This is a genomic window from Paenibacillus silviterrae (genome assembly GCF_030167925.1).
Lineage (GTDB): Bacteria > Bacillota > Bacilli > Paenibacillales > NBRC-103111 > Paenibacillus_G > Paenibacillus_G silviterrae.
Window position 1 is genome coordinate 1,247,950 of the sequence record NZ_JASKUT010000001.1, and the last position, 22,962, is coordinate 1,270,911.

The 22,962-nt window shown below is 49.2% G+C and carries 25 protein-coding genes; 23 read left to right on the forward strand and 2 right to left on the reverse strand.

What is annotated here, in order from left to right; genetic code table 11:
- The first annotated feature begins 3 nt into the window (after nt 1-3).
- The 22 genes from yfmH to QMO62_RS05515 all read left to right on the forward strand — a co-directional run bounded on the left by yfmH (nt 4) and on the right by QMO62_RS05515 (nt 21,112).
- A complete protein-coding gene (yfmH, locus tag QMO62_RS05410) occupies nt 4-1,290 on the forward strand; it encodes an EF-P 5-aminopentanol modification-associated protein YfmH (protein WP_284644869.1) in 1,287 nt (428 codons plus the stop codon).
- Nucleotides 1,287-2,045 (forward strand): elongation factor P 5-aminopentanone reductase, encoded by a 759-nt coding sequence (ymfI, locus tag QMO62_RS05415; RefSeq protein WP_284639150.1) that lies wholly within the window; start codon nt 1,287-1,289, stop codon nt 2,043-2,045. Before yfmH ends, ymfI begins: the two co-directional genes overlap by 4 nt.
- A gap of 79 nt (nt 2,046-2,124) precedes the next feature.
- Nucleotides 2,125-2,379 (forward strand): DUF3243 domain-containing protein, encoded by a 255-nt coding sequence (locus QMO62_RS05420; protein ID WP_284639152.1) that lies wholly within the window; start codon nt 2,125-2,127, stop codon nt 2,377-2,379.
- A gap of 149 nt (nt 2,380-2,528) precedes the next feature.
- Nucleotides 2,529-3,326 (forward strand): hypothetical protein, encoded by a 798-nt coding sequence (locus QMO62_RS05425; protein ID WP_284639157.1) that lies wholly within the window; start codon nt 2,529-2,531, stop codon nt 3,324-3,326.
- Nucleotides 3,327-3,414: 88 nt separating this feature from the next.
- Nucleotides 3,415-4,194 (forward strand): DUF3388 domain-containing protein, encoded by a 780-nt coding sequence (locus QMO62_RS05430; protein ID WP_284639158.1) that lies wholly within the window; start codon nt 3,415-3,417, stop codon nt 4,192-4,194.
- 37 nt (nt 4,195-4,231) lie between these two features.
- Nucleotides 4,232-5,104, forward strand: a complete 873-nt coding sequence (locus QMO62_RS05435; RefSeq protein ID WP_284639160.1) for a helix-turn-helix domain-containing protein — start codon at nt 4,232-4,234, stop codon at nt 5,102-5,104.
- A 107-nt stretch (nt 5,105-5,211) separates the two neighbouring features.
- Nucleotides 5,212-5,703: a YajQ family cyclic di-GMP-binding protein gene (locus QMO62_RS05440; RefSeq protein ID WP_284639162.1), complete on the forward strand. Its 492-nt coding sequence runs from the start codon at nt 5,212-5,214 to the stop codon at nt 5,701-5,703.
- 133 nt (nt 5,704-5,836) lie between these two features.
- Entirely contained in the window at nt 5,837-7,165 is a 1,329-nt protein-coding gene (gene rimO, locus QMO62_RS05445) for a 30S ribosomal protein S12 methylthiotransferase RimO (protein WP_284639163.1), read from the forward strand.
- Nucleotides 7,162-7,743, forward strand: a complete 582-nt coding sequence (pgsA, locus tag QMO62_RS05450) for a CDP-diacylglycerol--glycerol-3-phosphate 3-phosphatidyltransferase (protein WP_284639165.1) — start codon at nt 7,162-7,164, stop codon at nt 7,741-7,743. Before rimO ends, pgsA begins: the two co-directional genes overlap by 4 nt.
- 59 nt (nt 7,744-7,802) lie before the next feature.
- Nucleotides 7,803-9,050 carry a competence/damage-inducible protein A gene (locus QMO62_RS05455; RefSeq protein ID WP_284639167.1) on the forward strand — a complete coding sequence of 416 codons (1,248 nt, stop codon included), beginning with the start codon at nt 7,803-7,805 and terminating at the stop codon, nt 9,048-9,050.
- 185 nt (nt 9,051-9,235) lie between these two features.
- Entirely contained in the window at nt 9,236-10,285 is a 1,050-nt protein-coding gene (recA, locus tag QMO62_RS05460; protein WP_284639169.1) for a recombinase RecA, read from the forward strand.
- Nucleotides 10,286-10,383: 98 nt separating this feature from the next.
- On the forward strand, nt 10,384-11,076 hold the full coding sequence (locus QMO62_RS05465; RefSeq protein WP_284639170.1) for a RecX family transcriptional regulator: 693 nt from the start codon (nt 10,384-10,386) through the stop codon (nt 11,074-11,076).
- Between the two features lie 255 nt (nt 11,077-11,331).
- Nucleotides 11,332-12,873, forward strand: a complete 1,542-nt coding sequence (rny, locus tag QMO62_RS05470) for a ribonuclease Y (protein WP_284639171.1) — start codon at nt 11,332-11,334, stop codon at nt 12,871-12,873.
- A gap of 93 nt (nt 12,874-12,966) precedes the next feature.
- Nucleotides 12,967-13,761 carry a TIGR00282 family metallophosphoesterase gene (locus QMO62_RS05475; protein WP_284639173.1) on the forward strand — a complete coding sequence of 265 codons (795 nt, stop codon included), beginning with the start codon at nt 12,967-12,969 and terminating at the stop codon, nt 13,759-13,761.
- Between the two features lie 132 nt (nt 13,762-13,893).
- Nucleotides 13,894-14,154: a stage V sporulation protein S gene (locus QMO62_RS05480; RefSeq protein WP_006286829.1), complete on the forward strand. Its 261-nt coding sequence runs from the start codon at nt 13,894-13,896 to the stop codon at nt 14,152-14,154.
- A gap of 109 nt (nt 14,155-14,263) precedes the next feature.
- Complete coding sequence (locus tag QMO62_RS05485; protein WP_284639210.1) at nt 14,264-15,208, forward strand: dipeptidase; 945 nt, start codon at nt 14,264-14,266, stop codon at nt 15,206-15,208.
- Nucleotides 15,209-15,464: 256 nt separating this feature from the next.
- Complete coding sequence (locus QMO62_RS05490; protein WP_284639212.1) at nt 15,465-17,216, forward strand: 2-oxoacid:acceptor oxidoreductase subunit alpha; 1,752 nt, start codon at nt 15,465-15,467, stop codon at nt 17,214-17,216.
- Nucleotides 17,204-18,070, forward strand: a complete 867-nt coding sequence (locus QMO62_RS05495; protein WP_284639214.1) for a 2-oxoacid:ferredoxin oxidoreductase subunit beta — start codon at nt 17,204-17,206, stop codon at nt 18,068-18,070. Before QMO62_RS05490 ends, QMO62_RS05495 begins: the two co-directional genes overlap by 13 nt.
- 98 nt (nt 18,071-18,168) lie before the next feature.
- Complete coding sequence (pduL, locus tag QMO62_RS05500) at nt 18,169-18,738, forward strand: phosphate propanoyltransferase (RefSeq protein WP_284639216.1); 570 nt, start codon at nt 18,169-18,171, stop codon at nt 18,736-18,738.
- 96 nt (nt 18,739-18,834) lie between these two features.
- Nucleotides 18,835-20,310 carry a tRNA (N6-isopentenyl adenosine(37)-C2)-methylthiotransferase MiaB gene (gene miaB, locus QMO62_RS05505; RefSeq protein ID WP_284639218.1) on the forward strand — a complete coding sequence of 492 codons (1,476 nt, stop codon included), beginning with the start codon at nt 18,835-18,837 and terminating at the stop codon, nt 20,308-20,310.
- A gap of 33 nt (nt 20,311-20,343) precedes the next feature.
- Complete coding sequence (locus QMO62_RS05510; RefSeq protein WP_284639220.1) at nt 20,344-20,811, forward strand: YlbF/YmcA family competence regulator; 468 nt, start codon at nt 20,344-20,346, stop codon at nt 20,809-20,811.
- 130 nt (nt 20,812-20,941) lie between these two features.
- Nucleotides 20,942-21,112: a hypothetical protein gene (locus QMO62_RS05515; protein WP_284639222.1), complete on the forward strand. Its 171-nt coding sequence runs from the start codon at nt 20,942-20,944 to the stop codon at nt 21,110-21,112.
- A gap of 59 nt (nt 21,113-21,171) precedes the next feature.
- Here the strand turns inward: QMO62_RS05515 and QMO62_RS05520 are convergent, their stop codons facing one another.
- Together QMO62_RS05520 and QMO62_RS05525 are read right to left on the reverse strand one after the other, a co-directional pair.
- Nucleotides 21,172-21,330: a hypothetical protein gene (locus QMO62_RS05520; protein ID WP_284639223.1), complete on the reverse strand. Its 159-nt coding sequence runs from the start codon at nt 21,328-21,330 to the stop codon at nt 21,172-21,174.
- A gap of 5 nt (nt 21,331-21,335) precedes the next feature.
- Nucleotides 21,336-21,551 carry a hypothetical protein gene (locus tag QMO62_RS05525; protein WP_284639224.1) on the reverse strand — a complete coding sequence of 72 codons (216 nt, stop codon included), beginning with the start codon at nt 21,549-21,551 and terminating at the stop codon, nt 21,336-21,338.
- Nucleotides 21,552-21,870: 319 nt separating this feature from the next.
- Here QMO62_RS05525 and QMO62_RS05530 point away from each other — a divergent pair, with 319 nt between their 5' ends.
- Nucleotides 21,871-22,920, forward strand: coding sequence for an ABC transporter substrate-binding protein (locus tag QMO62_RS05530; RefSeq protein ID WP_284639226.1), 1,050 nt, complete (start codon nt 21,871-21,873; stop codon nt 22,918-22,920).
- The last annotated feature ends 42 nt before the right edge of the window (nt 22,921-22,962 follow it).

The window sequence follows — 22,962 nt, forward strand, 5'->3', positions numbered from 1 at the left end:
ATGGTGCAGGTAATTCCATACCCCCATGTTAAAGAAAAGCTATACCACGAGCAGCTTCCGAACGGCCTGCAAGTTTTTGTGCTTCCGAAGGAAGGCTTTCAGAAAACATACGCCACCTTCTCGACGAAATACGGATCCATCGATAATCATTTTCAAGTCGTCGGATCCGAGGAGAAGCGGGTTCCGGATGGAATTGCCCACTTCCTTGAGCACAAAATGTTCGAGGAGCCGGAGGGAGACATCTTCTCCAAATTCGCGGCTCAAGGAGCGTCGGCGAATGCTTTTACAAGCTTTGATCGTACCGTGTACTTATATTCAGCCAGTGGAATGGTGGAAGAAAACTTAACCACGCTGCTCAACTTTGTGCAGAATCCTTATTTTACCGACGAGAATGTAGATAAGGAAAAGGGGATTATCGGACAGGAAATTCAAATGTACCGCGATAATGCGGACTGGCGATCCTACTTCGGTTTAATTGAGACGATGTATCATACCCATCCGGTCCATATTGACATTGCCGGAACGATTGATTCCATCGGTCAAATTACCAAGGAAATGCTGTACGACTGCTACCATACCTTCTACCACCCTAGCAACATGAGTGTCTTTGTGGTGGGCGGAGTGGACCCTGAGCGAATTCTGGAGCTCATTCGGGACAATCAGGCGAAGAAGGATTACCAACCGCAGGGGGAGATCAAACGGTTCTTCGAGCAGGAGCCAGCCTCCGTAAAGGAGCCGAGAAGGGTGACGGTACTGCCAGTATCTCTCCCCAAATGCTTGTTCGGCTGTAAAGAGCCCGAGCAATCCTTAAAGGGACGGGAGCTTCTGAAGCGGGAGCTTACGATGAAGCTGCTGTTTGATATTCTCTTAAGCCCAAGCTCCGCCATTTATCAGAAGTTGTATGATGAGCAGCTGATTTCGGATAATTTCGGTTCGGAATACAACATTGGCGAAAACTACGCGTTCTCTGTCATAGGTGGAGATACGAAGGATCCGGATCAATTGATCGAGCGTGTCAAAGCGGAAATCGACGCGGTCAAAGGAAGCGGCATTCGCGAAGAGGATTTTGAACGGAGCAGAAGAAAAAAGGTGGGGGGCTTCCTTCGACAGCTTAACTCGCCTGAAGCGATTGCTAATGAATTTACCAAATATCGATTTAAGGATATCGATTTGTTCGACATTGCATCGGTGTATGAAGAATTGACTCTGGCAGATGTAAACGAACAGCTGCAGCGGCATTTCGACTGGAATCAGCTTGCTGTATCGATCGTAAAGAGTGATAACGCATGAGTATAGATCCAAGGCCTTTTACAGAACAAACGGTACTCATTACAGGAGCCAGCCGTGGAATCGGCGCCGCCATTGCGCGGCGCTTTTCCTCCATTGGCATGAATGTGGTGATTCATTACCTGCAGTCCCATGAGGCTGCGAACGAAACAGCGCGGAGCTGTATGAGTCACGGCTCGAGGGTACTTACCGTTACAGCGGATCTCCGTTCCAAGGAGCAGATTGAGCGCATGCAGGAGAAGCTGGAGCATCACGGACTGATACCCGATATTTTAGTAAACAATGCCGGTATTTCTCATTACGGGCTTCTGTCCGATGTAACGGAAGAGCAATGGGATGAAGTAATGGATATTAATCTCAAAGGTACCTTCCTGATGAGTCAGCACTTTATGAAGCCGATGATTGCCCGTAAGTACGGGCGAATTATAAACGTATCCTCCATCTGGGGCATTTCCGGAGCGTCCTGCGAGGTCGCCTATTCAACCGCTAAGGGGGGCTTAAATGCCTTTACGAAGGCGTTGGCCAAAGAGCTTGCCCCGTCGGGAGTGACGGTAAATGCAGTAGCGCCCGGCGCAGTAGATACGCAAATGCTGTCCGGTTTCAATGAACAGGAGAAAGCGGCGCTGGAGAACGATATTCCCGTAGGCCGGTTCGCCCAGCCGGATGAAATCGCTTCCCTTGTGTATTTTCTCGCGCTGCCTGAATCAGGCTATATTACCGGTCAAATCATCAGCCCTAACGGAGGCTGGCTGACTTGATTAAGGTATAATCGAAGCCCAAATGGTGAACCTTAACCTTTGTAACGACCACTTATCATTACAAAGGAGGAATCGGATCATGGCAACTGTATTGAAGGTGTTCGAGCGTTGGAAAGAATTTTTGGGTAACCGCGTAGAGCAGGCGGAAAACGCGGGGATGTCCGAAGAGACAATCTCCAAGCTGGCTTTTCAAATCGGTGAGTTCCTTTCCGATAAAGTAGATCCGGAGAACAAAGAAGAACGCGTACTGAAAGAGCTTTGGGACGTAAGTGACGAAACCGAAAGAAAAACGCTTGCGAAAATTATGGTCAAGCTGGCGAAAAATAATAACTAACGGTATACGGCAATAATGCAAGCCTCCTCTTGTGGGAGGCTTTTCCTTGCATTTCATGCTATACTAGGGAAACAATCATGGGAAACAGGAGAGTTTGAACGAAGATGTACAGAATGAAGTGGACTTTATTATGCTTGTGTTTTTTGAGCTTGATGTCATTAGCCGCCTGCGGTAGAAACATTCCTGTTATTGACTCTGCGCTTCTGGAATCCAAATCCTCGATATTGATGATTACCAGACCTCATCTACCGGACGCGCTCTACGCCCAAATCGGACAAACGTTGAACAGCTGGAGAGATCAGCACCATATCGCCTACGAATGGCTTCCTGGCGCGGCTGCGCTGCAGGAGGAGCAAACAGCAAAAGTCCGTGCAGGTGCATATGATTATATCATTGTCGTTGGAACCGAACCGGTTCGCAACCTGCTGCCGTTAGCCTCCTCCATGCCGGAGAAACGCTGGATTTTTCTTGATGACGCCATGGGAGCAGCCGTACCGGCTATAACGGAGAAGCATATCTCTTTGCGTCATGTTCCGGAAGGGCTCATCCAATCGGAATGGGACGAGTGGGTTAGACAGCAGCTTGTAACTGGGCGTATGATCGAATGGGTGACCACTGCCGCGTATCCGATTCCGGCGGATTGGGCGCCTTCCGAAGAGGCGGAGCGCATCACGCTTGCCGACGTAAACGGCTGGTTTCAGCAGCTGCAGTTTCAAGTGAAATCTCACGGCCCCGCTTGGATTGTGACTTACGCTCCAATCGATTCAGCATCCATGCAGCGATTAAGAACATTGCAGGTACCTGTAATGAATTTGGCCTCAACCGTAGTGGACCTGCAGTGGGATGCTATTTTTAAGGATATTCAGGAACAGCTGGTTTCCCACACGTTAAAGCCCGGTTCGAGGGTATATCAAACTAACGAAATGAAGGTAATCAAGAGTTCTTAAAAATATTATGAACTTTAAGAAGGGTTTTTGCGAATTTTGTAGAATATTTTTGTAACAAATGACAAAAATGAAGAACGGAGCTTTCGACATGGCCAACGAACATAATGAAGTTAAGCAGTGGTATATGGAGTACCGAATACATAAGAATCGTCCGGGTCTTCTTGGGGATATCGCTTCGCTTATGGGGATGCTGGATATTAATATAGTCACAATTAACGGGGTAGAGGACCGTACGCGCGGATTGCTGCTGCAAACCCATGATGAAGAAAAAATCGAATTAATGGGTAAAATGTTGAAAAAAGTGGATAATATAACTATTACTGCTTTAAGACCGCCAAAATTGGTGGATATTCTTGCCGTTCGTCACGGCCGTTACATCGAACGGGATTCGGACGACCGCAAAACGTTCCGCTTCACTCGGGATGAATTAGGTCTTCTTGTCGATTTTCTCGGGGAAATCTTCAAGCGTGAAGGCAACCAGGTTGTAGGACTTCGAGGCATGCCTCGTGTAGGTAAGACCGAATCGATTATCGCAGGAAGCGTTTGCTCGAACAAGCGCTGGACCTTTGTATCTTCCACCCTGCTGAGACAGACGGTTCGCAGCCAATTATCCGAGGATGAAATGAATCCGAACAACGTGTTCATCATTGACGGCATCGTTTCCACCATTCGTTCTAACGAGAAGCATCACACGCTTCTCCAGGAAATCATGAATATGCCTTCCACAAAGGTTATTGAGCATCCTGATATTTTTATCAGGGAATCGGAATATACATATGATCGTTTCGACTATATTGTAGAGCTGCGGAATTCACCGGATGAGGAAATTAATTACGAATCGTTCACCAGCGGCTTCGACGACTATTGAAACATTACTGACAACCATCAGCTGAAGGGGTGACAAAATGTCCGATCTCGGTTCATTGCTGCGGAAAGCGCGATTGGAGAAAAAAATATCACTCGAGGATCTTCAAGAAACGACCAAAATTCGCAAGGCCTACTTGGAAGCGATTGAAGAAGGAAACTACAAGATGCTTCCCGGGAATTTTTATGTACGTGCCTTTATTAAAACGTACGCGGAAGCGGTAGGCCTCGATCCGAACGAAGTGCTGAATCTTTACCAAAGCGTCATCCCTTCGCCGGAGCCAGAGCATGTGGAGCCGATCCGCAGCAAGCGAACCTCGCGCAATACGGAGCGGATCGGCAAATGGGCTTCCAATGTGATGATGATTTCTTTTGTCGTTCTGATTCTAGGGATAATCTATTATTACCTTCAGAACAACTACCAAGGTCCGGCGAGCGACGTCAGCAACGAGCCACGCAGGGTGACCGATAACGTCATTCCGAGCACGCCGCCTAACCCGTCTCCCGCGGTGAATCCGGACGGGGGCACCGGTACGCTTGCCGTTAAGCCCCCCGAGCAGGTGGCCGCGAAGCCGCCGGAGCCTCCGAAGATTGAAGTGAAGCTGGATCGGAGTGAGCGGGGTACTGACTATTACACCGTGACCAACACGGACAAACTGCAGATTGTCATGAAGGTGACCGGGGAAATGTGCTGGGTTGAGGTCGATTCGATCCAGGGTGAGAAGCGCTCCGTAATCGATCAGGGAACCTACCATAACGGAAGCGAGAAAACCTGGGAGCTGCCGAATTCCGCCTTCCTTATTTTCGGCAGATCCAACGCTGTAGAACTGCTTGTGAACGGAACTCCGGTTACCGTAGGGGACACCCCTAATGCAAAGCGTATTCAGGTGGATTTGCTGAAGCAGGGTACATAATAGGAGTTATCGTAACGGGAAGACACGCTTAGCCTTTGTGCTGAGGGTGTCTTTTTTGGTAAAATAGGGGAGTGAACATTTTAATCGTCAGTAAAGGAAGTGCGGTAATGAGCTCAGAAAATTCATTTGACATTGTTTCGAAGGTCGATTTGCAGGAATTGAATAACGCAATTAACCAAGCGGAGAAGGAGATCGCCACTCGTTTTGACTTCAAAGGAAGCAAGAGCAGCATTGCGCTGGAGAAGGAAGATTTGGTCGTTATCTCCGATGATGAATTTAAGCTTCAGAATGTGCTCGATATTTTACAATCGAAGATGGCGAAGCGCGGAATTGCATTGAAAAATCTTGATTACGGTAAGGTCGAGCCTGCTGCGGGCAGTACGGTTCGCCAGCGCATCAAGGTGAAGCAGGGAGTGGATCAGGATAACGCGAAGAAGATCAACGTGCTGATCCGAGATTCTAAGCTGAAGGTCAAAAGCCAAATTCAAGGCGATCAAATCCGTGTGACCGGCAAAAGCAAGGATGATCTTCAAGCTGTCATGCAGCTGCTGCGCAAATCGGATATTTCCTTGGATTTGCAGTTTATTAATTTCCGTTAATGTGCGGATGATAGATTTTGCCCTTGCCTTTCCATCGGGAAAGCAGGGGCCTTTATTTTTTGACACTCTTGATTCGCTTATATTATACTTGTAGCATGCAGTTTTTTAGGGAAAAAAGTTTGGAGGATCATTCATGACAGAGAAAGTTAAAGTGGTTACCCTCGGATGTGAGAAGAACCTGGTGGATTCGGAAATCATGTCCGGCCTCATCCATGAGCGCGGGTATTCGCTTGTCACCGAGAAGGAAGAGGCTACGGTTATCATTGTCAATACATGCGGTTTCATCGATGCGGCCAAGGAGGAATCGGTTAATACGATTCTGGATATGGCTGAGCTGAAGCAAACGGCGAATCTCAAGGCGCTCATCGTCTCGGGCTGCTTGACGCAGCGCTACAAGGACGAGATGATGAAGGAGATGCCGGAGATCGACGGAATCGTAGGAACCGGTGATTTTGATAAAATCAACGAGATCATCGACCAAGCGTTAAGCGGACGCAAGCCGGTACTGGTCGGCAATCCGGTGTTTAATTACGAGAAGAAGCTGCCTAGACGCGTAACGACGCCTCGGTATACCGCTTATGTCAAAATCGCTGAGGGCTGCGACAATGCATGTACGTTCTGCAGTATTCCGATCATGCGGGGGAAATTCCGCAGCCGGAGCATGGAATCCATCCTTGATGAGGTGCAGCAGCTTGCGTCTCAAGGCGTGAAGGAAATCAGTCTCATTGCCCAGGATTCTACGAATTACGGTACGGATTTGTATGACGGATTTATGCTGCCCGCACTGCTGAATAAGGTTAGCGAGGTACCCGGCATCGAATGGGTACGGCTTCATTATGCTTACCCCGGCTTCTTTACGGACGAGCTGATCGATGTGATAGCCTCGAACCCGAAGGTATGTAAGTATATTGACATGCCGCTGCAGCACAGCGAGGATTCGATACTGAAGCGGATGAGAAGACCGGGCCGCCAGCGCGATACGCGCGAGCTTGTCAAGAAAATCCGGGAGCGGATTCCGAACGTATCCCTGCGAACTTCTCTCATCGTCGGCTTCCCGGGGGAAACGGAAGAGGATTTCGAGAATTTGAAGCAATTCGTTCGTGAAATGCAGTTTGATCGTTTGGGTGTATTTACGTATTCGCAAGAAGAGGATACACCGGCATCCCGCCTGCCTGACCAGCTGCCTGAGGATGTTAAGGAATACCGGGCGAATGTGCTGATGGAGATCCAACGCGAAATTTCCAATGAGCGTAACGGGCATCGCATCGGACAAGTAATCGATGTGCTGATCGAGAAATACGACGGACGCAACGATGTGTACGTAGGCCGTTCCCAGTACGACGCTCCGGAAATCGACGGAGAAGTATTCGTCGGCGGCGCTAAGCTTGCCATCGGCCAAATGGCCAAGGTGCGTATTACCCACTCGTTCGAGTTCGATTTGTCCGGGGAGGTTGTGGCATGAACCTGGCCAACCGCATCACTTTGGTTAGGATTCTCTTAGTTCCCATCATTATGTTCTTTTTGCTCGTAAAGGTGAAATTTCCGCACATCCGGATCGAGCAATTCAGCATTACCTACAATCAAATTATCGCAGTGCTGATCTTTATTATTGCTGCCAGCACGGATAGTCTCGACGGATATATCGCACGGAAGAGAAAGCTTGTCACGAATTTGGGCAAGCTTCTCGACCCGCTTGCGGATAAGCTTCTTGTTTCCGCCGTGCTTGTGTCTCTGGTTGAGATGGATAAGCTTGATGCATGGATTGCGATTGTTATCATCAGCCGTGAGTTTGCCGTGACGGGACTGCGCCAAATCGCCTTGCTGGAAGGCCATGTCATGGCGGCCAGCAAGTGGGGCAAATGGAAGACCGGCGTTCAGATTACGGCTATTATCGCGCTTCTTATTAACAATTTTCCATTCGCGCTCATCAATTTCCGATTCGATGTAATAGCAAGCTGGGTGGCTGCCATTATCACCCTGTATTCCGGTTACGATTATTTTGTGAAAAATAAGCATGTCATGAACTTAGATGACGCATAAACAGTAGGCCTCGCCTATTGTTTTTGTATTTTATCCCACGCCGAAAGCGGGTACATAACATGAAAGCCGAAATCATTGCGGTAGGAACCGAATTGCTGATGGGCCAGATCGTCAATACGAACGCACAGTATATAGCCCGTGCTTGCGCGGATATCGGGGTAGGCGTGTATTATCAGACCGTGGTTGGAGATAACCCGGAGAGAATGATGGAAGCCTTTCGTATTGCCATGAGCCGAGCAGATGTTGTCATTTGTACAGGGGGGCTTGGACCGACACAGGACGACCTGACGAAGGATGTGCTGGCCGGGCTGGTTCGGCAGAAGCTGGTGCTGCACCGGCCTTCCATGGATAAGATCGAGGAGCTGTTTCGCAATCGGAACATGCCGATGGTGGAGAGCAATGCCCGTCAGGCATTGATGCCGGAGCACAGCGATCCGCTGCAGAATGACACAGGTCTTGCCGTTGGAGTAGCGTTAACGTTCGAGGGAACTCATTTTATTTTGCTGCCGGGGCCGCCGAAGGAAATGAAGCCGATGTTCGACCGCTATGCAGCTCCATGGATTCAGTCCAGACTGGAGGGAGTACAGCCGCTGCATTCGGTGATGCTGAAATTTGCCGGGATCGGCGAATCGCTGCTGGAGCATAAACTGATTGACTTAATCAAGGAGCAGACGGATCCTACCATCGCGCCTTATGCGAAGGAAGGAGAGGTTGCGATACGTCTGACTACTAGGGCAGCTACGGCTGCAGAGGCTGAGAGCAGGCTTAAGCCGCTGGAAGAAGAAATTCGCCGGCGTTTAGGACAGCATGTATATGCTTCGGAGGATATTACGATCGAACAGCAAATCGTGCGGATGCTGAAGGAGCGCGGACAGAAGCTGGCTGTAGCGGAGAGCTGCTCCGGCGGTCTGCTGAGCGATATGCTGACGGCCATACCGGGCAGCTCCGCAGCGTTTGCGGGAGGCATTGTCTGTTACTCCAATGAGCTGAAGCATAAGCTCCTGGGGGTGCCTATGGAGCAGCTGGAGGGGCCGTCGGCTCCGGGGGCGATCAGCGAACAGACGGCGAGAACACTCGCCGAGCAGCTGCTTGTTCGGGTGACGGCGGATTACGGCATATCCGTCACAGGGGTTGCCGGTCCGGACGAATCGGAAGGCAAGCCGGTCGGAACTGTCTACGTTGGACTTGCGGTTCGCGGCGGGCAAACGACGGTATTTCCGCTGCAGCTCTCGGGAAACCGGGAATCTATCAAGCTTCGCTCGGCGAAAAGCGCTTTATATCAACTGTGGAAGCTGCTAAAAACATAGTTGCCAATCCATAGAAAGTAAGCTATAATTTCTTATAACGGAAGCACCGTAACAAGTTCATCATCAATTTGTTACGGTTTTTCTTTTGCCACTGATGCGAATGTATGTTCGAAAAAATACTTGGCAACGGGCCAAAAACAAGTTATGATAGAACTATACCAATTTGGAAGAAGGAAGTGAGTTTTTTGGCAGATCGGCGCGCAGCACTTGAAAATGCCCTCCGTCAAATTGAGAAGCAATTTGGCAAAGGGTCGATTATGAAGCTGGGTGAATCCACCCACATGCAGGTAGAAACGATTCCTAGCGGATCTCTAGCATTGGATATCGCACTCGGTATCGGCGGCTTTCCGCGGGGTAGAATTATAGAGGTCTACGGTCCGGAATCCTCCGGTAAGACTACCGTAGCGCTCCATGCGATCGCTGAGGTACAGAAGGTTGGCGGAACAGCAGCGTTCATCGATGCAGAGCACGCATTGGATCCGCTGTATGCCAGCAAGCTTGGTATTAACATCGACGATCTGCTGCTGTCCCAGCCGGACACGGGCGAACAGGCGTTGGAGATTGCAGAAGCACTTGTTCGCAGTGGTGCAGTTGATATTATCGTCATTGACTCCGTTGCGGCTCTAGTACCGAAGGCTGAGATTGAAGGCGAGATGGGAGATTCACACGTGGGTCTGCAGGCGCGGCTGATGTCTCAAGCGCTTCGTAAGCTCTCCGGTGCGATTAACAAGTCGAAGACGATTGCGATCTTTATTAACCAGCTTCGTGAGAAGGTAGGCGTCATGTTCGGTAACCCGGAGACAACACCAGGCGGACGAGCTCTGAAGTTCTACTCTTCCGTACGTTTGGATGTACGCCGAGTCGAGACCATTAAGCAAGGCAACGATATGGTAGGTAACCGGACACGCATTAAGGTCGTAAAGAATAAGGTTGCTCCTCCGTTTAAGCAAGCGGATATCGATATTATGTACGGGGAAGGGATTTCCAAGGAAGGAAGCATTATCGATATCGGTACGGAGATGGATATCATTCAGAAGAGCGGCGCATGGTACTCCTTCAATAACGACCGCTTGGGACAAGGCCGTGAGAACTCCAAGCAGTTCCTGAAGGAAAACCCGCATGTTGCTGATGTAATCGAGAAGAAGATTCGCGATAATAGCAATTTGGTGGCTCCTGTCATGTCCAATCAGGATGATGAGGATGAAGAAGAAGAATTGGCATTGCTCGGTGAATAGGGATTAGGAGGAAAGGCACCTGTTGCAGGGTGCCTTTCCTTGTTTAAGTTCACCTAAGAATTGCGGGGCCAGTTTTCTAAGGAAGGAGGGCATGTCCCATGTCTGAGCCAGTGTTACCTTCAGGGATCATTACCAAGGTAGAACGGCAAGCACGAGCACAGAACCGATATAACCTGTACATAAACGATCAATATGCCTTCTCCGTACATGAGGATGTCCTGATCAAATATCGCCTGTTTAAGGGCGAAGAAATCGAGAAGGAGCAGTATGAAGCGATAGTGCTCGAGGAGGAGCGGCAGAAGGCTTATCTGAATGCCGTTCGCCTATTATCCAGCCGCCTGCGGACAGAGCATGAAATCAAAACCCGGTTGAAGCTGAAGAGCTTCTCGGAAGAAATTGTTCAAGAAACCGTGGAGCGGCTGAAAACGGAAGGGTACCTCAACGATACGATGTTCGCCGATCAGCTGACCCGTCAGCGGCTCCATTCCCAAAAGAAGGGAAGGCATTTTATCAAGCAGGAGCTGCAGCAGAAGGGTGTCAGCAAGGAGCGGATCCAGACGGCGATCAGCCAGGTGGACGAAGAAACCGAATTTCAAATGGCTTATGAGCTGGCGAGCAAGAAGTATCGAAACGAGTTGAAAAGTGAGGATCCGCTGAAAACAAGACGGAAAATTGCCGGGTTTCTTGCTCGAAGGGGCTATCCGGGAGGAGTCGTAACCAGGGTGCTTCGTCAGCTGCCGATTGAGGCGGCAGGCGAGGAAGAAGAGTGGACGGAATGGGATGAATCCTAGTGCCCATTCATGTTATTAATGATTAATGGTATTAATCATATGCAATCCCAGTGTATATAGCTTGACAAGATTCTTCGCCAAAAGCTAAAATAATTATTGTATAATCATATTATACGAGGATCTTACTCCAGTTTATGGATAGGGTTCGCAAAGTAAAATCGCCAATTTTTACTTTTCTTAAGCGTATCAATCGGATTAAACAACCTAATTATCCCAAGCTTACCCCTTGGAGAAGGCAACGAGGAGGTGAACAGGATGCACCCGATCTTTTGGACCCTGATCGTTCTCGTTGTTGGTGTTTCTTGCTTAGGGATTGGTTATTTTATCCGCAAGTCCCTTGCAGAGGCGAAGATTTCTAGTGCTGAACAGGCTGCTGCCCTCATTCGCGAGAACGCGCTGAAGGAAGCAGAGGCACTGAAGAAGGAAACGGTTCTGGAGGCGAAAGATGAAATTCACAAGCTCAGAACCGAAGCTGAAAAAGACATTCGTGAACGTCGAAATGAAGTTCAACGACAAGAGAGACGATTGTTGCAAAAAGAGGAATCGCTGGATAAAAAATTAGAATCTCTCGAGAAAAAAGAAGAGCAGGTCGCCAACAAAGAGAAGCGTATCGAAGAAACGCAATCGCAAATTGATCAGATCTATAAGGATCAAGTTGCGGAGCTAGAACGAATTTCCGCTTTGACCATGGAGGATGCGAAGCAAATTATCCTCACGAATGTGGAGCAGGAGGTTCGCCACGAAACAGCTCAGCTCATCAAGGAAATCGAGCAGCAAGCGAAAGAGGAAGGCGACAAGAAGGCACGCGATATTATCACGCTTGCCATCCAACGTTGTGCAGCCGACCACGTAGCCGAAACAACGGTATCCGTTGTGGCGCTGCCTAACGAAGAAATGAAGGGCCGAATCATCGGTCGTGAAGGCCGCAACATCCGGGCCTTGGAGACACTTACGGGTATCGATCTGATCATCGATGATACACCGGAGGCAGTCATCCTGTCCGGCTTCGATCCGATCCGTAGAGAAATCGCCCGTACTTCCCTCGAGAAATTGGTGGCGGACGGCCGAATTCATCCGGCTCGTATTGAGGAAATGGTGGAGAAATCCCGTAAGGAAGTGGACGAGCGGATCCGTGAATACGGTGAACAAGCTACGTTCGAAACCGGCGTTCATGGACTGCATCCGGACCTGATCAAGATTTTGGGCCGTTTGAAATTCCGGACAAGCTACGGTCAGAACGTCCTGAAGCACTCCATGGAAGTTGCTTATTTAACCGGACTGATGGCAGGAGAGCTCGGGGAAGACGTGACATTGGCGAAGCGTGCCGGTCTCTTGCACGACATCGGAAAGGCGCTTGACCACGAGGTCGAAGGATCTCACGTGGAAATCGGCGTAGAAATCGCGAAGAAGTATAAGGAGCATCCTGTTGTTATCAACAGTATCGCTTCCCACCACGGCGATGTCGAAGCTACGTCCGTGATCGCTATGCTGGTTGGCGCGGCGGACGCATTATCTGCTGCCAGACCTGGGGCACGTCGCGAGACACTCGAAACGTATATCAAGCGTCTGGAGAAGCTCGAAGAGATCTCCGAATCGTTTGATGGCGTAGAGAAGTCCTTCGCGATTCAAGCAGGGCGGGAAGTGCGCGTAATGGTTCAACCTGAGAAGGTGGACGACACCGAAGCATTCCGCCTGGCACGTGACATTACGAAGAAGATCGAGAGTGAACTGGATTATCCGGGACATATTAAGGTCACTGTTATTCGTGAGACGCGTGCGGTAGAATACGCTAAATAATTGCATAGACTACCTGAGAGAAGTGGCTGTGAAGCCACTTCTCTTATATTGTATAGAAGTTCCCGTCCCAGTTAACGTAAGGAGAGAAGCAGTATGAAAATTTTATTTATCGGAGATATCGTAGGAGCAGTGGGTCGCAATGCATTGAAAATTTGCTTGCCAAAGCTCAAGCTGAAATATAATCCGCATTTTGTCATCGTGAACGGAGAGAACGCCGCTGCGGGCCGCGGCATCAATTCGAGTATTGTCAAAGAGTTTTTCGACATGGGCGTGCATGGAATTACTATGGGAAACCACACCTGGGATCAGAAGGAGATCTTTGATTTTATCGATCAAGAGGAGCGTCTCATCCGTCCCGCCAATTTTCCTAAGGGGACACCTGGGAGAGGACATACGCTCGTCAAAGTGAAGGATCAGGAGCTTGCTCTAATTAATCTTCAGGGCCGCACCTTCCTGCCTCCTTCGGATTGTCCTTTTGAAAAGGCCGATGAGCTTGTGGAGCAGGTCAAGAAAAAAACGAAATACGTGCTTGTCGATTTTCATGCGGAGGCTACTTCGGAGAAGCTAGCCATGGGCTGGCATCTGGACGGACGTGTATCCATGGTCGTGGGCACACACACACATGTGCAGACTAACGATGCAAGGGTATTGCCGCATGGAACGGCTTACGTTACGGATGTCGGTATGGTCGGGCCGATGGATGGCATTCTCGGCATGGAACGGACGGCGGTTCTCCATAAATTTAAGACGGGTCTGCCGGCTCGCTTTGTGGTGGATGAGGGGAAATGGCATTTCCACGCGGTGGTCGTTCATCTGGATCCCGCTACTGGATTAGCTAAAAAAATTGAACTCGTTCGAATGGATGAGGACCAAATGCTGTTTGAATAAATAAAAGCCATCAATTGTCAGACTATTCAAAAATATTAGAAAATACCTTCTTTGGAATGAAGGAATTAACCGCAAATTCCTAGAATATGAATAGTACTGGAAGCTATCATCATTCCCGAGGAGGTACTTTTCATGGAAGTATTAAAAGTGTCAGCAAAATCCAATCCAAACTCCGTAGCAGGCGCGTTGGCGGGGGTCTTGCGTGAACGCGGGGCAGCTGAGCTCCAGGCCATCGGAGCGGGCGCTCTGAATCAAGCAATCAAAGCAGTAGCCATTGCACGAGGATTTGTGGCTCCTAGCGGGGTTGATTTGATCTGCATACCAGCCTTTACGGATATTGTCATCGACGGGGAAGACCGGACGGCCATTAAGCTGATCGTGGAACCGAGATAACCTGCAAACTGCTGTTAAAATCACATACGATATTTGCACCAGACACCTGTTTACTCCGTAGACAGGTTTTTTTTGGCTTTCATTTCGGATTCATGGGGAGGAATTCAGGATGAAGATTATTGACGGCCATTGCGATGTGCTATATAAAATGTATGAAAACAGCGCGCTCAGCTTCTACGACCCGCGAACGACCGGATTGGATGTTACTTACGAACGGATGTTGAAGTCCGGTGTAAAGGTGCAGTTTTTTGCGATCTATTTGCCGGAGAGAATAACGCAGCCGCATTTTGACCATTACTTAGAGTATATAAGAATTTTTTATCAGAAAATTGTGCAGGACGAGCGCTTTATCGTCATAAGGACGCAAGCGGATTTGGACCGTGTGATGAATGGGGATCGTTTAGGAGCCGTGCTTACATTGGAAGGCGCTGACGCACTCCATGGTAATTTGCTGCACACACAAATGCTCTATTATCTCGGCGTGCGAGCGATCGGAGTTACGTGGAACTATGCGAACTGGGCTGCGGATGGCGTTCTGGAGCCAAGGCAGGGCGGATTTACGAAGCGAGGAAAATCGTTTATTAAAGATTGCAACGAATTGGGTATCCTATTGGATGTGTCCCATCTTTCCGTCAGGGCGTTTTGGGATTTGGCGGCAGCAAGCACGAAACCGTTCGTCGCCAGCCATTCCAATGCGCGTGCCGTATGTAATCATCCCCGAAATTTGGACGATGATCAGATCCGAGAAATGATAATGCGCGGCGGACGGATCGGACTGACATTTGTCCCATGGTTCGTTCAATCGGGCGGTATGGTGAAAAGCGAGGCGTTGTTGCGGCATATCGAGCATATTTGCGGATTGGGCGGTTCGCACTGCATTACGTTAGGATCGGACTTTGACGGAATTGATAAATGGTTAGTCGGTCTGGAGCATGCCGGCCAATACGGCGCTTTCGCGGAGCTGCTTAGCAAGCATTATAAGAATGAGGTGGTGGAGGGTATCCTTTGTGGAAACTGGTATCGTTTTTTACAAAGTCAGTTGCCTCTTCACTAAAAATTAACATCTGCATTAGAGATATAACAAACTTGTATTGATCTATTTTTGATATGGATTTCATCTAAAAAAGCTATCCTTCAATTTCGTTGAAATCACTTGCTTTTTACCCCCATAAGGCATAAAATTTGTTTGACAACTGAAAGAAATTTTTTATATACACGTTTTTACCAAATCCATATATTAAATTTCCTTCGGCAAAGATTTCTTTCTAGTGCATAGCGGTTTAGTGACGATCTCAAAGGAGTGGACAACGGTGATTAGCCAATTATCTTGGAAGGTTGGAGGACAACAAGGGGAAGGCGTGGAAAGTACAGACAAAATCTTTTCCACGGCGCTGACTCGTCTCGGGTACTATCTGTATGGATACCGTCATTTCTCCTCGCGGATTAAGGGTGGCCATACGAACAACAAGATCAGAATCAGCACGAAGCCGATTCGCTCAATTTCCGACGATCTGGATATCCTTGTAGCCTTCGACCAAGAAACAATCGATTTGAACGCACATGAGCTTCGTGATAACGGAGTTATCATTGCAGATGCGAAAGTAAATCCTGTTGTTCCAGAAGGTGTTAAGGCTCGTTTGTTTCCTGTTCCGATTACGGCGATTGCGGAAGAGCTCGGAACATCCTTATTCAAAAACATGGCTGCTTCCGGCGCATCCTGGGCACTGCTCGGCTTGCCGCTTGAAGTGTTTAATAAAGCAGTAGAAGAAGAATTCGGACGCAAGGGCGCTGCCGTCGTTGAGAAGAACATTGAAGCGGTTCGTAAGGCTGCTGAGTTCGTACTTGAGCTGACAGGCGGTCCGCTGCAGGAGTTCGCTCTGGAGCCTGCGGACGGTAGAACCAAGCTGTTCATGATCGGAAACGATGCAATCGGTCTGGGTGCTGTAGCCGCAGGCTGCCGTTTCATGCCTGCTTACCCGATTACGCCGGCTTCCGAGGTTATGGAATACCTGATCAAGACGCTGCCGAAATTCGGCGGTACTGTAATTCAAACGGAAGACGAGATCGCAGCGGTAACCATGGCGATCGGCGCTAACTTCGGCGGCGTTCGTACCTTGACGGCTTCCGCAGGTCCTGGTCTTTCCCTGATGATGGAAGCGATCGGCCTGGCCGGTATGACGGAAACTCCTGTCGTTATCGTTGATACGCAGCGCGGCGGTCCAAGTACAGGTCTTCCGACGAAGCAAGAGCAATCCGACGTACTTGCCATGATCTACGGTACGCATGGTGAAATTCCTAAGATCGTTCTTTCCCCGTCCACGATTGAAGAGTGCTTCTATGATACGATCGAAGCGTTCAACCTGGCTGAGGAATACCAAGTGCCTGTTATTCTGCTGACGGACCTGCAGCTTTCCTTGGGTAAGCAAACATCCGAACTGCTCGATTACAGCAAAATCGAAATCAAGCGCGGCAAGCTGCAGCAAGGCGAACTGCCGGCTCTGGAAGCTAACAAGCTGTTCAAGCGTTACGAGTTCACCAACGACGGTGTTTCTCCGCGTGTGGTACCAGGGCAAAAGAACGGTATTCACCATGTTACGGGCGTTGAGCACGACCAAGAAGGACGTCCTTCCGAAAGTCCGATCAACCGTAAGCGCATGATGGATAAGCGGATGGATAAGCTCAACCACGTGAAGGTAACCAATGCCATTAAGGTTGATGCTCCGCATGAGCAACCGGATCTTCTGGTCATCGGCATGGGCTCCACTGGTGGTACGATTGACGAAGCTCGTCGCCGTTTGGCTAACGACGGCATCAAGTCGAACCATATTACCGTTCGTTTGCTGCATCCGTTCCCGGCTGCTGAGCTGAAGCCTTACCTTGAGAAGGCAAAGAAGGTCGTTGTTATTGAGAACAACGCTACCGGACAGCTTTCCAACCTGATCAAACTGAACGCGGGCTATGCAGACAAAATCCATAACCTGCTCAAATACGATGGTAATCCTTTCTTGCCGGCTGAAATCACTAAATACTGTCAGGAGTTGAACCTTGTATGGCAACGTTAAAAGATTTCCGCAACAACATTAAGCCGAACTGGTGCCCTGGATGCGGAGACTTCTCCGTCCAGGCTGCCATTCAAAGAGCCGCAGCTAACGTTGGCCTTGAGCCTGAGCAGCTGGCTGTTGTATCCGGTATCGGATGCTCCGGCCGGATCTCCGGTTATATTAATGCATATGGCTTCCACGGGGTACACGGACGTTCCCTGCCTATCGCCCAAGGCTTGAAAATGGCGAACCGCGAGCTGACCGTGCTTGCTGCAGGAGGAGATGGTGACGGCTTCGCGATCGGTATGGGTCATACGGTTCATGCGATCCGACGTAACATCGACATTACTTATATCGTAATGGATAACCAAATCTACGGCTTGACGAAGGGTCAAACCTCGCCGCGAAGCGCAGAAGGCTTTAAGACAAAGTCGACGCCATCCGGTTCGATTGAATCCGCATTGTCTCCGCTTGAGGTAGCTCTAGCGGCAGGTGCGACTTTCATTGCCCAATCGTTCTCGAGCAACCTGAAGCAATTGACTTCTCTGATCGAGCAAGGCATGCAGCATAAGGGCTTCTCGTTTATCAACGTTTTCAGCCCATGCGTAACCTTCAACAAAGTCAACACGTACGAGTGGTTTAAAGAAAATATCGTAGATCTGGAAGAAACACCGGATTACGATCCGTCCAACCGCGTGATGGCCATGAACAAAATCATGGAAACCAACTCTTTGGTTACAGGTCTCATCTATCAAGATAAGAGCAAAAAGAGCTACGAGGACATGGTTACAGGCTTTAAGGAAGAGGGCCTTGTGAAGGCGAACCTGAAGCTGAGCGAGCAAGAGTTTGATAAATTAGTGTCCGAATTTAAATAATTGTATGAATATTGTAGAAGCATGCGGCTCGTCCGCATGCTTTTTTGGTGCATACTGGGGTATACTGTTATCAGAATAGGATAGGAGCGTGAATACATATGAAACAAGTTCCCGTTGGCGTATCGGCAAGACATATTCATTTATCGAAGGAGCATATTCAAGCGTTATTCGGTGAAGGTTACGAGCTGAAGGTGCTGAAAGAGCTGTCCCAACCGGGGCAATTCGCGGCGGAGGAGACCGTAGCCGTAGTGGGGCCTAAAGGTCGATTCGATAAGGTTCGTATTCTGGGTCCGGCTCGCGGCATGACACAGCTGGAGGTATCGCGAACGGACGCGTTCTCCCTGGGACTCAATCCTCCTGTACGGGAATCGGGTAATATCGCTGGAACACCGGGGATCAAGGTTGTGGGACCTGCCGGGGAAGTGGACATTCCGGAAGGCGTGATCGTAGCTGCGCGTCATATCCATTTCCACACGGACGATGCGGTGAACTGGGGCATTGCCGATAAACAGAAGCTAACGGTGCGCCTGGAGGGGGAACGAGGGCTGATTCTGGAGAATGTCGTAGCCCGTGTATCCGACCAATATGCGCTTGATATGCACATTGACACGGATGAAGCTAATGCGGCAGGCGCAAAAACAGGCGATATGGCCACCATTTTGTCGTAGAGGCAGACAATTCTTTTGAAATGGACCCTGCAGGCGTGGTAGAATAGAGAGTATGATTGTTTGCGGGAATTCGCCATTTCAGGAGGAGTTTGATTCATGACGACAAAGAAATCTGACAAAGATTATTCTATATATTTTCAGCCGCCGTCCTTGACCGATGCGAAGAAGCGCGGCAAGGAAGATATCCAGGTGCATTACGATTTCGCGATCCCGGAGGAGCTGCAGCAGCTAGGGAAGGACAAATACTACCTTATCCAAACGTACGGCTGTCAGATGAACGAGCATGACACCGAGACGATTATGGGCCTACTGGAGCAAATGGGCTATCAACCGACAGAGGACCGCCGTCAAGCGGACATCATTTTGCTGAATACTTGTGCCGTGAGAGAGAATGCAGAGGATAAGGTGTTCGGTGAGCTGGGACACTTGAAGCACCTGAAAATCGAGAAGCCATCGCTCTTGCTCGGTGTCTGTGGCTGTATGTCGCAGGAGGAAGCGGTAGTCAACCGGATTCTTCAGAAGCATCCGTTCGTGGATATGATTTTCGGAACGCACAATATTCACCGTTTGCCGCATCTGATCAAGGAAGCGATTTTCAGCAAGGAAATGGTCATCGAGGTCTGGTCCAAGGAAGGCGACATCATTGAGAACCTGCCTAAGAAGCGCGAAGGCGTGAAGGCATGGGTTAACATCATGTACGGCTGCGACAAGTTCTGTACGTACTGTATTGTGCCTTACACACGCGGGAAGGAGCGAAGCCGCCGTCCGGAGGATGTCATAGCCGAAGTGCGCGACCTGGCCCGTCAAGGCTTTAAGGAAATTATGCTGCTCGGCCAGAATGTGAATGCCTATGGCAAGGATTTCGAGGATATCAACTACCGCTTCGGTGACTTGATGGATGATATCAGCAAAATCGATATTCCGCGGATTCGTTTTACGACCTCGCATCCTCGCGATTTTGACGATCATTTGATCGAGGTACTTGCCAAGAAGGGCAATCTCGTAGAACAGATTCACCTGCCGGTACAGTCAGGCAGCAATGAAATTTTGAAGAAGATGACTCGAAAGTATACTCGTGAGCAGTACCTGGAGCTGGTCGGCAAAATCAAAAGGGCCATTCCGGACGTCGTGCTGACGACCGATATTATCGTCGGCTTCCCGGGTGAAACGGACGAGCAGTTCGAGGATACGATCAAGCTTGTCCGCGAAGTGGAGTTCGATAGTGCCTATACGTTCATCTATTCTCCTAGAGAGGGTACTCCTGCGGCAGCGATGGAGGACAATGTGCCTGCCGAGGTGAAGAAGCAGCGGCTGTACCGTTTGAATGAAGTGCTGAATGAGTACAGTAAGCGCGGCAATGACCGATTGCTCGGACAAACCGTAGAAGTACTGGTTGACGGTGAAAGCAAAAACAATCCGAACGTGCTTGCCGGACGCACACGGACGAACAAGCTGGTGCATTTCGAGGGTCCGAAGGACCTGATCGGCAAGTTTGTAAATGTGCATATTACGGGCACACAGACGTTCTATATTAAAGGCGATTGGGTACGCGAGCAAGCGGTAGCCCAGTAGTTTAATTCATGGGAGTAAGGGGCGTGAGAGGCAATGGGAGAGCATCATCATGATCATGATCATTCCAAGCCAGGCTGTGAGACGGTGGAGACCTTCACCAATACGGAAATGATTTTGCGAGAGGATATTTTAGCCAAAGCGAAAGAGCTGGCCGAGCTGCTGTCCACCTCGAACGAGGTGCAGTTCTATCAGAAGGCGGAGAAGCAAATCGCGAACAATGACCACATCCAGACGCTGATCAGCGCGATTAAGAAGAAGCAGAAGGAAATTGTCGCGTTCGAGACGTTCGAGAATCAGAAGATGGTAGATAAGATTGAAGGAGAAATTGAGCAGCTGCAGGATGAGCTGGATGCGATTCCGATCGTCAGCGAATTCAAGCAAACGCAGGAGGACATCAACTATCTTCTGCAGCTGGTGATGACTGTCATTCGCGATACGATTTCCGAAAGAATTAACGTGGAAGAAGGCAAAGAAGAAGTTCGTTCAGGCTGCAGCGAATAGAGGCCGCTCAGGACCGGTCAGTTGCACCTTAAGGGTGAGGCTGACCGGTCTTTTTTTTCGTAAACATTCCGGTTTGATGGATAAGATGTCCTTGTCGCGGCAAACTAGAAAGAAAAGGAGGAATGCGACAATGGACAAGGAAGAAATCCGCGAGCTTGAACCCAAATTTACAGGCAATCAGAGGCACCTGACCGAAGGTGAGGCGGAGGCGATCAAGCATGATCCTGCCAATCAGATCGAGGATGATGATTTTGATCCTGCCGCAGCCTTTGGCTTTTTCAAGAACAGAGGTACTTTGTAAAGGGTTTGTTTAAGCCACTGCTCACGATCGGGGCAGTGGCTTTTCATCTCCCCTGGGACTTAAGTGGATTGTTGATTCTGCACCTCAAGGAACGTATCCAATGCATCGTCGAGCAAGCGTTCCCGGTTCGCATCCTCATTCACATCGGTATCGACTTCGATTTCCTTCGAAAGGATACCGTATATATCGTTGTCCAATTCATACTTGTTAGGTGTCATCTTCATCACACTCCTTCATTACCGGTTCGACTTCTAACAGCTTCAGCAACCTCCGCTTCGATCCATTCCAACGTTTCTTTGGAGCCGTCCCAGACCAGTTGAGTCAGGATGGCCTCAAATGCTTTGGCTGTTAATGCTGAGGCCAGCATCGGCTCTACAGCGGTAACGGTGACATGAATTCCTTCATTAAAGGTAATGTTTAATCGATCAATCAGCTCCATGCAGCCCACAACCTTTCCATCCGATAGTATGGCATTTTAATGGGAGGCTAATCCCACATGAAGAGATATGTTGTAAAAAGAGGGAATCGAGTTAACATAACATATAATATGTAAACAATCATCCCCATGAAAAATTAACCATCAGATTACAATATTCTTGTCTATATAATAAAAAACCATAAAAATCATACAAAAACTAACATATAATGGAATATGTTATTGATTTATTGTTGACTGATAGATACCGCTCGTAATAAGATAACATTAATGCTTTAAAGCATTTTCACTGTACACTACATGGGAGGGTCACACATTGCGCATGAAATCTACGAAACTATTATCGCTTCTAGTAGCGGTACCCCTGATCTTTGCAGCAGGCTGCGGCTCCAAGGCACCGGAATCGAGCGGTTCTGCGGCTGGCGGAGGGAATTCCGGCACACCGAAGAAGGTTGTCAAAATCGGCATTAGCCAAATTGTTGAGCATCCATCGCTTAACGCCACAAGAGAAGGCTTCTTGGCTGCATTGAAGGACGAAGGCTTTATCGATAAGGATAACCTGCAGGTCGATTACCAGAATGCTCAGGGAGATCCGACCAATAACCTGACCATTGGGCAAAAATTTGCTTCAGATAAGAAAGATCTGGTCTTGGCCATTGCCACGCCGTCCGCGCAAGCGGTGGTACAGAATGTAAAGGATACGCCAGTGGTGTTCGCGGCCATCACGGATCCAGTAGGAGCCAAGCTGGTGAAATCGCTTGATAATCCAGGGGCTAACGTAACCGGAGCAGCAGATACTCATCCTGACGCGGTGCCGAAGCTGATGGATTTCATCGCCTCCGAGTTCCCGAAAGTGAAGAATGTAGGGATTGTCGTGAATGAAGGTGAGCCTAACGCAGCGGTGATGCTGAAGACGGCGGAAACTGCTCTTGCCAAGCATAATATTAAGCTGGTGAAAGCGAATGCAACGAACAGCTCTGAGGTTAAGCAAGCGGCAGAATCGCTCGTCGGTCGTGTAGATGCGTTCTATATCACCTTGGATAACACGGTTGTGGCGGCAGTAGATACGATCATCAAAATTGCCAACGAAAAGAAAATTCCATTCTTCTCAAGCGACCGCGACACGGTTGAGAAAGGTGCTCTCGCAACTTACGGCTTCAAGTATTACGATCACGGTTATCAAGCGGGCAAGATGGCTGCCGACATTCTGAAGAATGGGAAGAAGCCTGCCGACATGAAGGTAAGCTATCCGGACAAGCTCGACCTTATCATCAACTCGGATTCCGCTGCCAAGCAAGGTGTCACAATTACGGATTCCATGAAGAAAAAAATGCAGGATCCGAAGAACCTGCTTACTGGTCCTACCAAATAATTTTGCTAGAGTGACCTTTGCCTTTGGGAGGTCACTCTTCAT

What these genes read in the sequence shown, in the direction of transcription:
- pgsA (WP_284639165.1), top strand. Translation starts at nt 7,162, where the DNA reads ATGAACCTGGCCAACCGCATCACTTTGGTTAGGATTCTCTTAGTTCCC.
- QMO62_RS05465 (WP_284639170.1), top strand. Translation starts at nt 10,384, where the DNA reads ATGTCTGAGCCAGTGTTACCTTCAGGGATCATTACCAAGGTAGAACGG.
- QMO62_RS05455 (WP_284639167.1), top strand. Translation starts at nt 7,803, where the DNA reads ATGAAAGCCGAAATCATTGCGGTAGGAACCGAATTGCTGATGGGCCAG.
- QMO62_RS05475 (WP_284639173.1), top strand. Translation starts at nt 12,967, where the DNA reads ATGAAAATTTTATTTATCGGAGATATCGTAGGAGCAGTGGGTCGCAAT.
- QMO62_RS05440 (WP_284639162.1), top strand. Translation starts at nt 5,212, where the DNA reads ATGAGCTCAGAAAATTCATTTGACATTGTTTCGAAGGTCGATTTGCAG.
- rny (WP_284639171.1), top strand. Translation starts at nt 11,332, where the DNA reads ATGCACCCGATCTTTTGGACCCTGATCGTTCTCGTTGTTGGTGTTTCT.
- QMO62_RS05480 (WP_006286829.1), top strand. Translation starts at nt 13,894, where the DNA reads ATGGAAGTATTAAAAGTGTCAGCAAAATCCAATCCAAACTCCGTAGCA.
- QMO62_RS05525 (WP_284639224.1), bottom strand. Translation starts at nt 21,551, where the DNA reads ATGGAGCTGATTGATCGATTAAACATTACCTTTAATGAAGGAATTCAT.
- QMO62_RS05530 (WP_284639226.1), top strand. Translation starts at nt 21,871, where the DNA reads ATGAAATCTACGAAACTATTATCGCTTCTAGTAGCGGTACCCCTGATC.
- QMO62_RS05520 (WP_284639223.1), bottom strand. Translation starts at nt 21,330, where the DNA reads ATGACACCTAACAAGTATGAATTGGACAACGATATATACGGTATCCTT.
- miaB (WP_284639218.1), top strand. Translation starts at nt 18,835, where the DNA reads ATGACGACAAAGAAATCTGACAAAGATTATTCTATATATTTTCAGCCG.
- rimO (WP_284639163.1), top strand. Translation starts at nt 5,837, where the DNA reads ATGACAGAGAAAGTTAAAGTGGTTACCCTCGGATGTGAGAAGAACCTG.
- QMO62_RS05435 (WP_284639160.1), top strand. Translation starts at nt 4,232, where the DNA reads ATGTCCGATCTCGGTTCATTGCTGCGGAAAGCGCGATTGGAGAAAAAA.
- QMO62_RS05515 (WP_284639222.1), top strand. Translation starts at nt 20,942, where the DNA reads ATGGACAAGGAAGAAATCCGCGAGCTTGAACCCAAATTTACAGGCAAT.
- QMO62_RS05495 (WP_284639214.1), top strand. Translation starts at nt 17,204, where the DNA reads ATGGCAACGTTAAAAGATTTCCGCAACAACATTAAGCCGAACTGGTGC.
- ymfI (WP_284639150.1), top strand. Translation starts at nt 1,287, where the DNA reads ATGAGTATAGATCCAAGGCCTTTTACAGAACAAACGGTACTCATTACA.
- QMO62_RS05420 (WP_284639152.1), top strand. Translation starts at nt 2,125, where the DNA reads ATGGCAACTGTATTGAAGGTGTTCGAGCGTTGGAAAGAATTTTTGGGT.
- QMO62_RS05430 (WP_284639158.1), top strand. Translation starts at nt 3,415, where the DNA reads ATGGCCAACGAACATAATGAAGTTAAGCAGTGGTATATGGAGTACCGA.
- QMO62_RS05510 (WP_284639220.1), top strand. Translation starts at nt 20,344, where the DNA reads ATGGGAGAGCATCATCATGATCATGATCATTCCAAGCCAGGCTGTGAG.
- pduL (WP_284639216.1), top strand. Translation starts at nt 18,169, where the DNA reads ATGAAACAAGTTCCCGTTGGCGTATCGGCAAGACATATTCATTTATCG.
- QMO62_RS05485 (WP_284639210.1), top strand. Translation starts at nt 14,264, where the DNA reads ATGAAGATTATTGACGGCCATTGCGATGTGCTATATAAAATGTATGAA.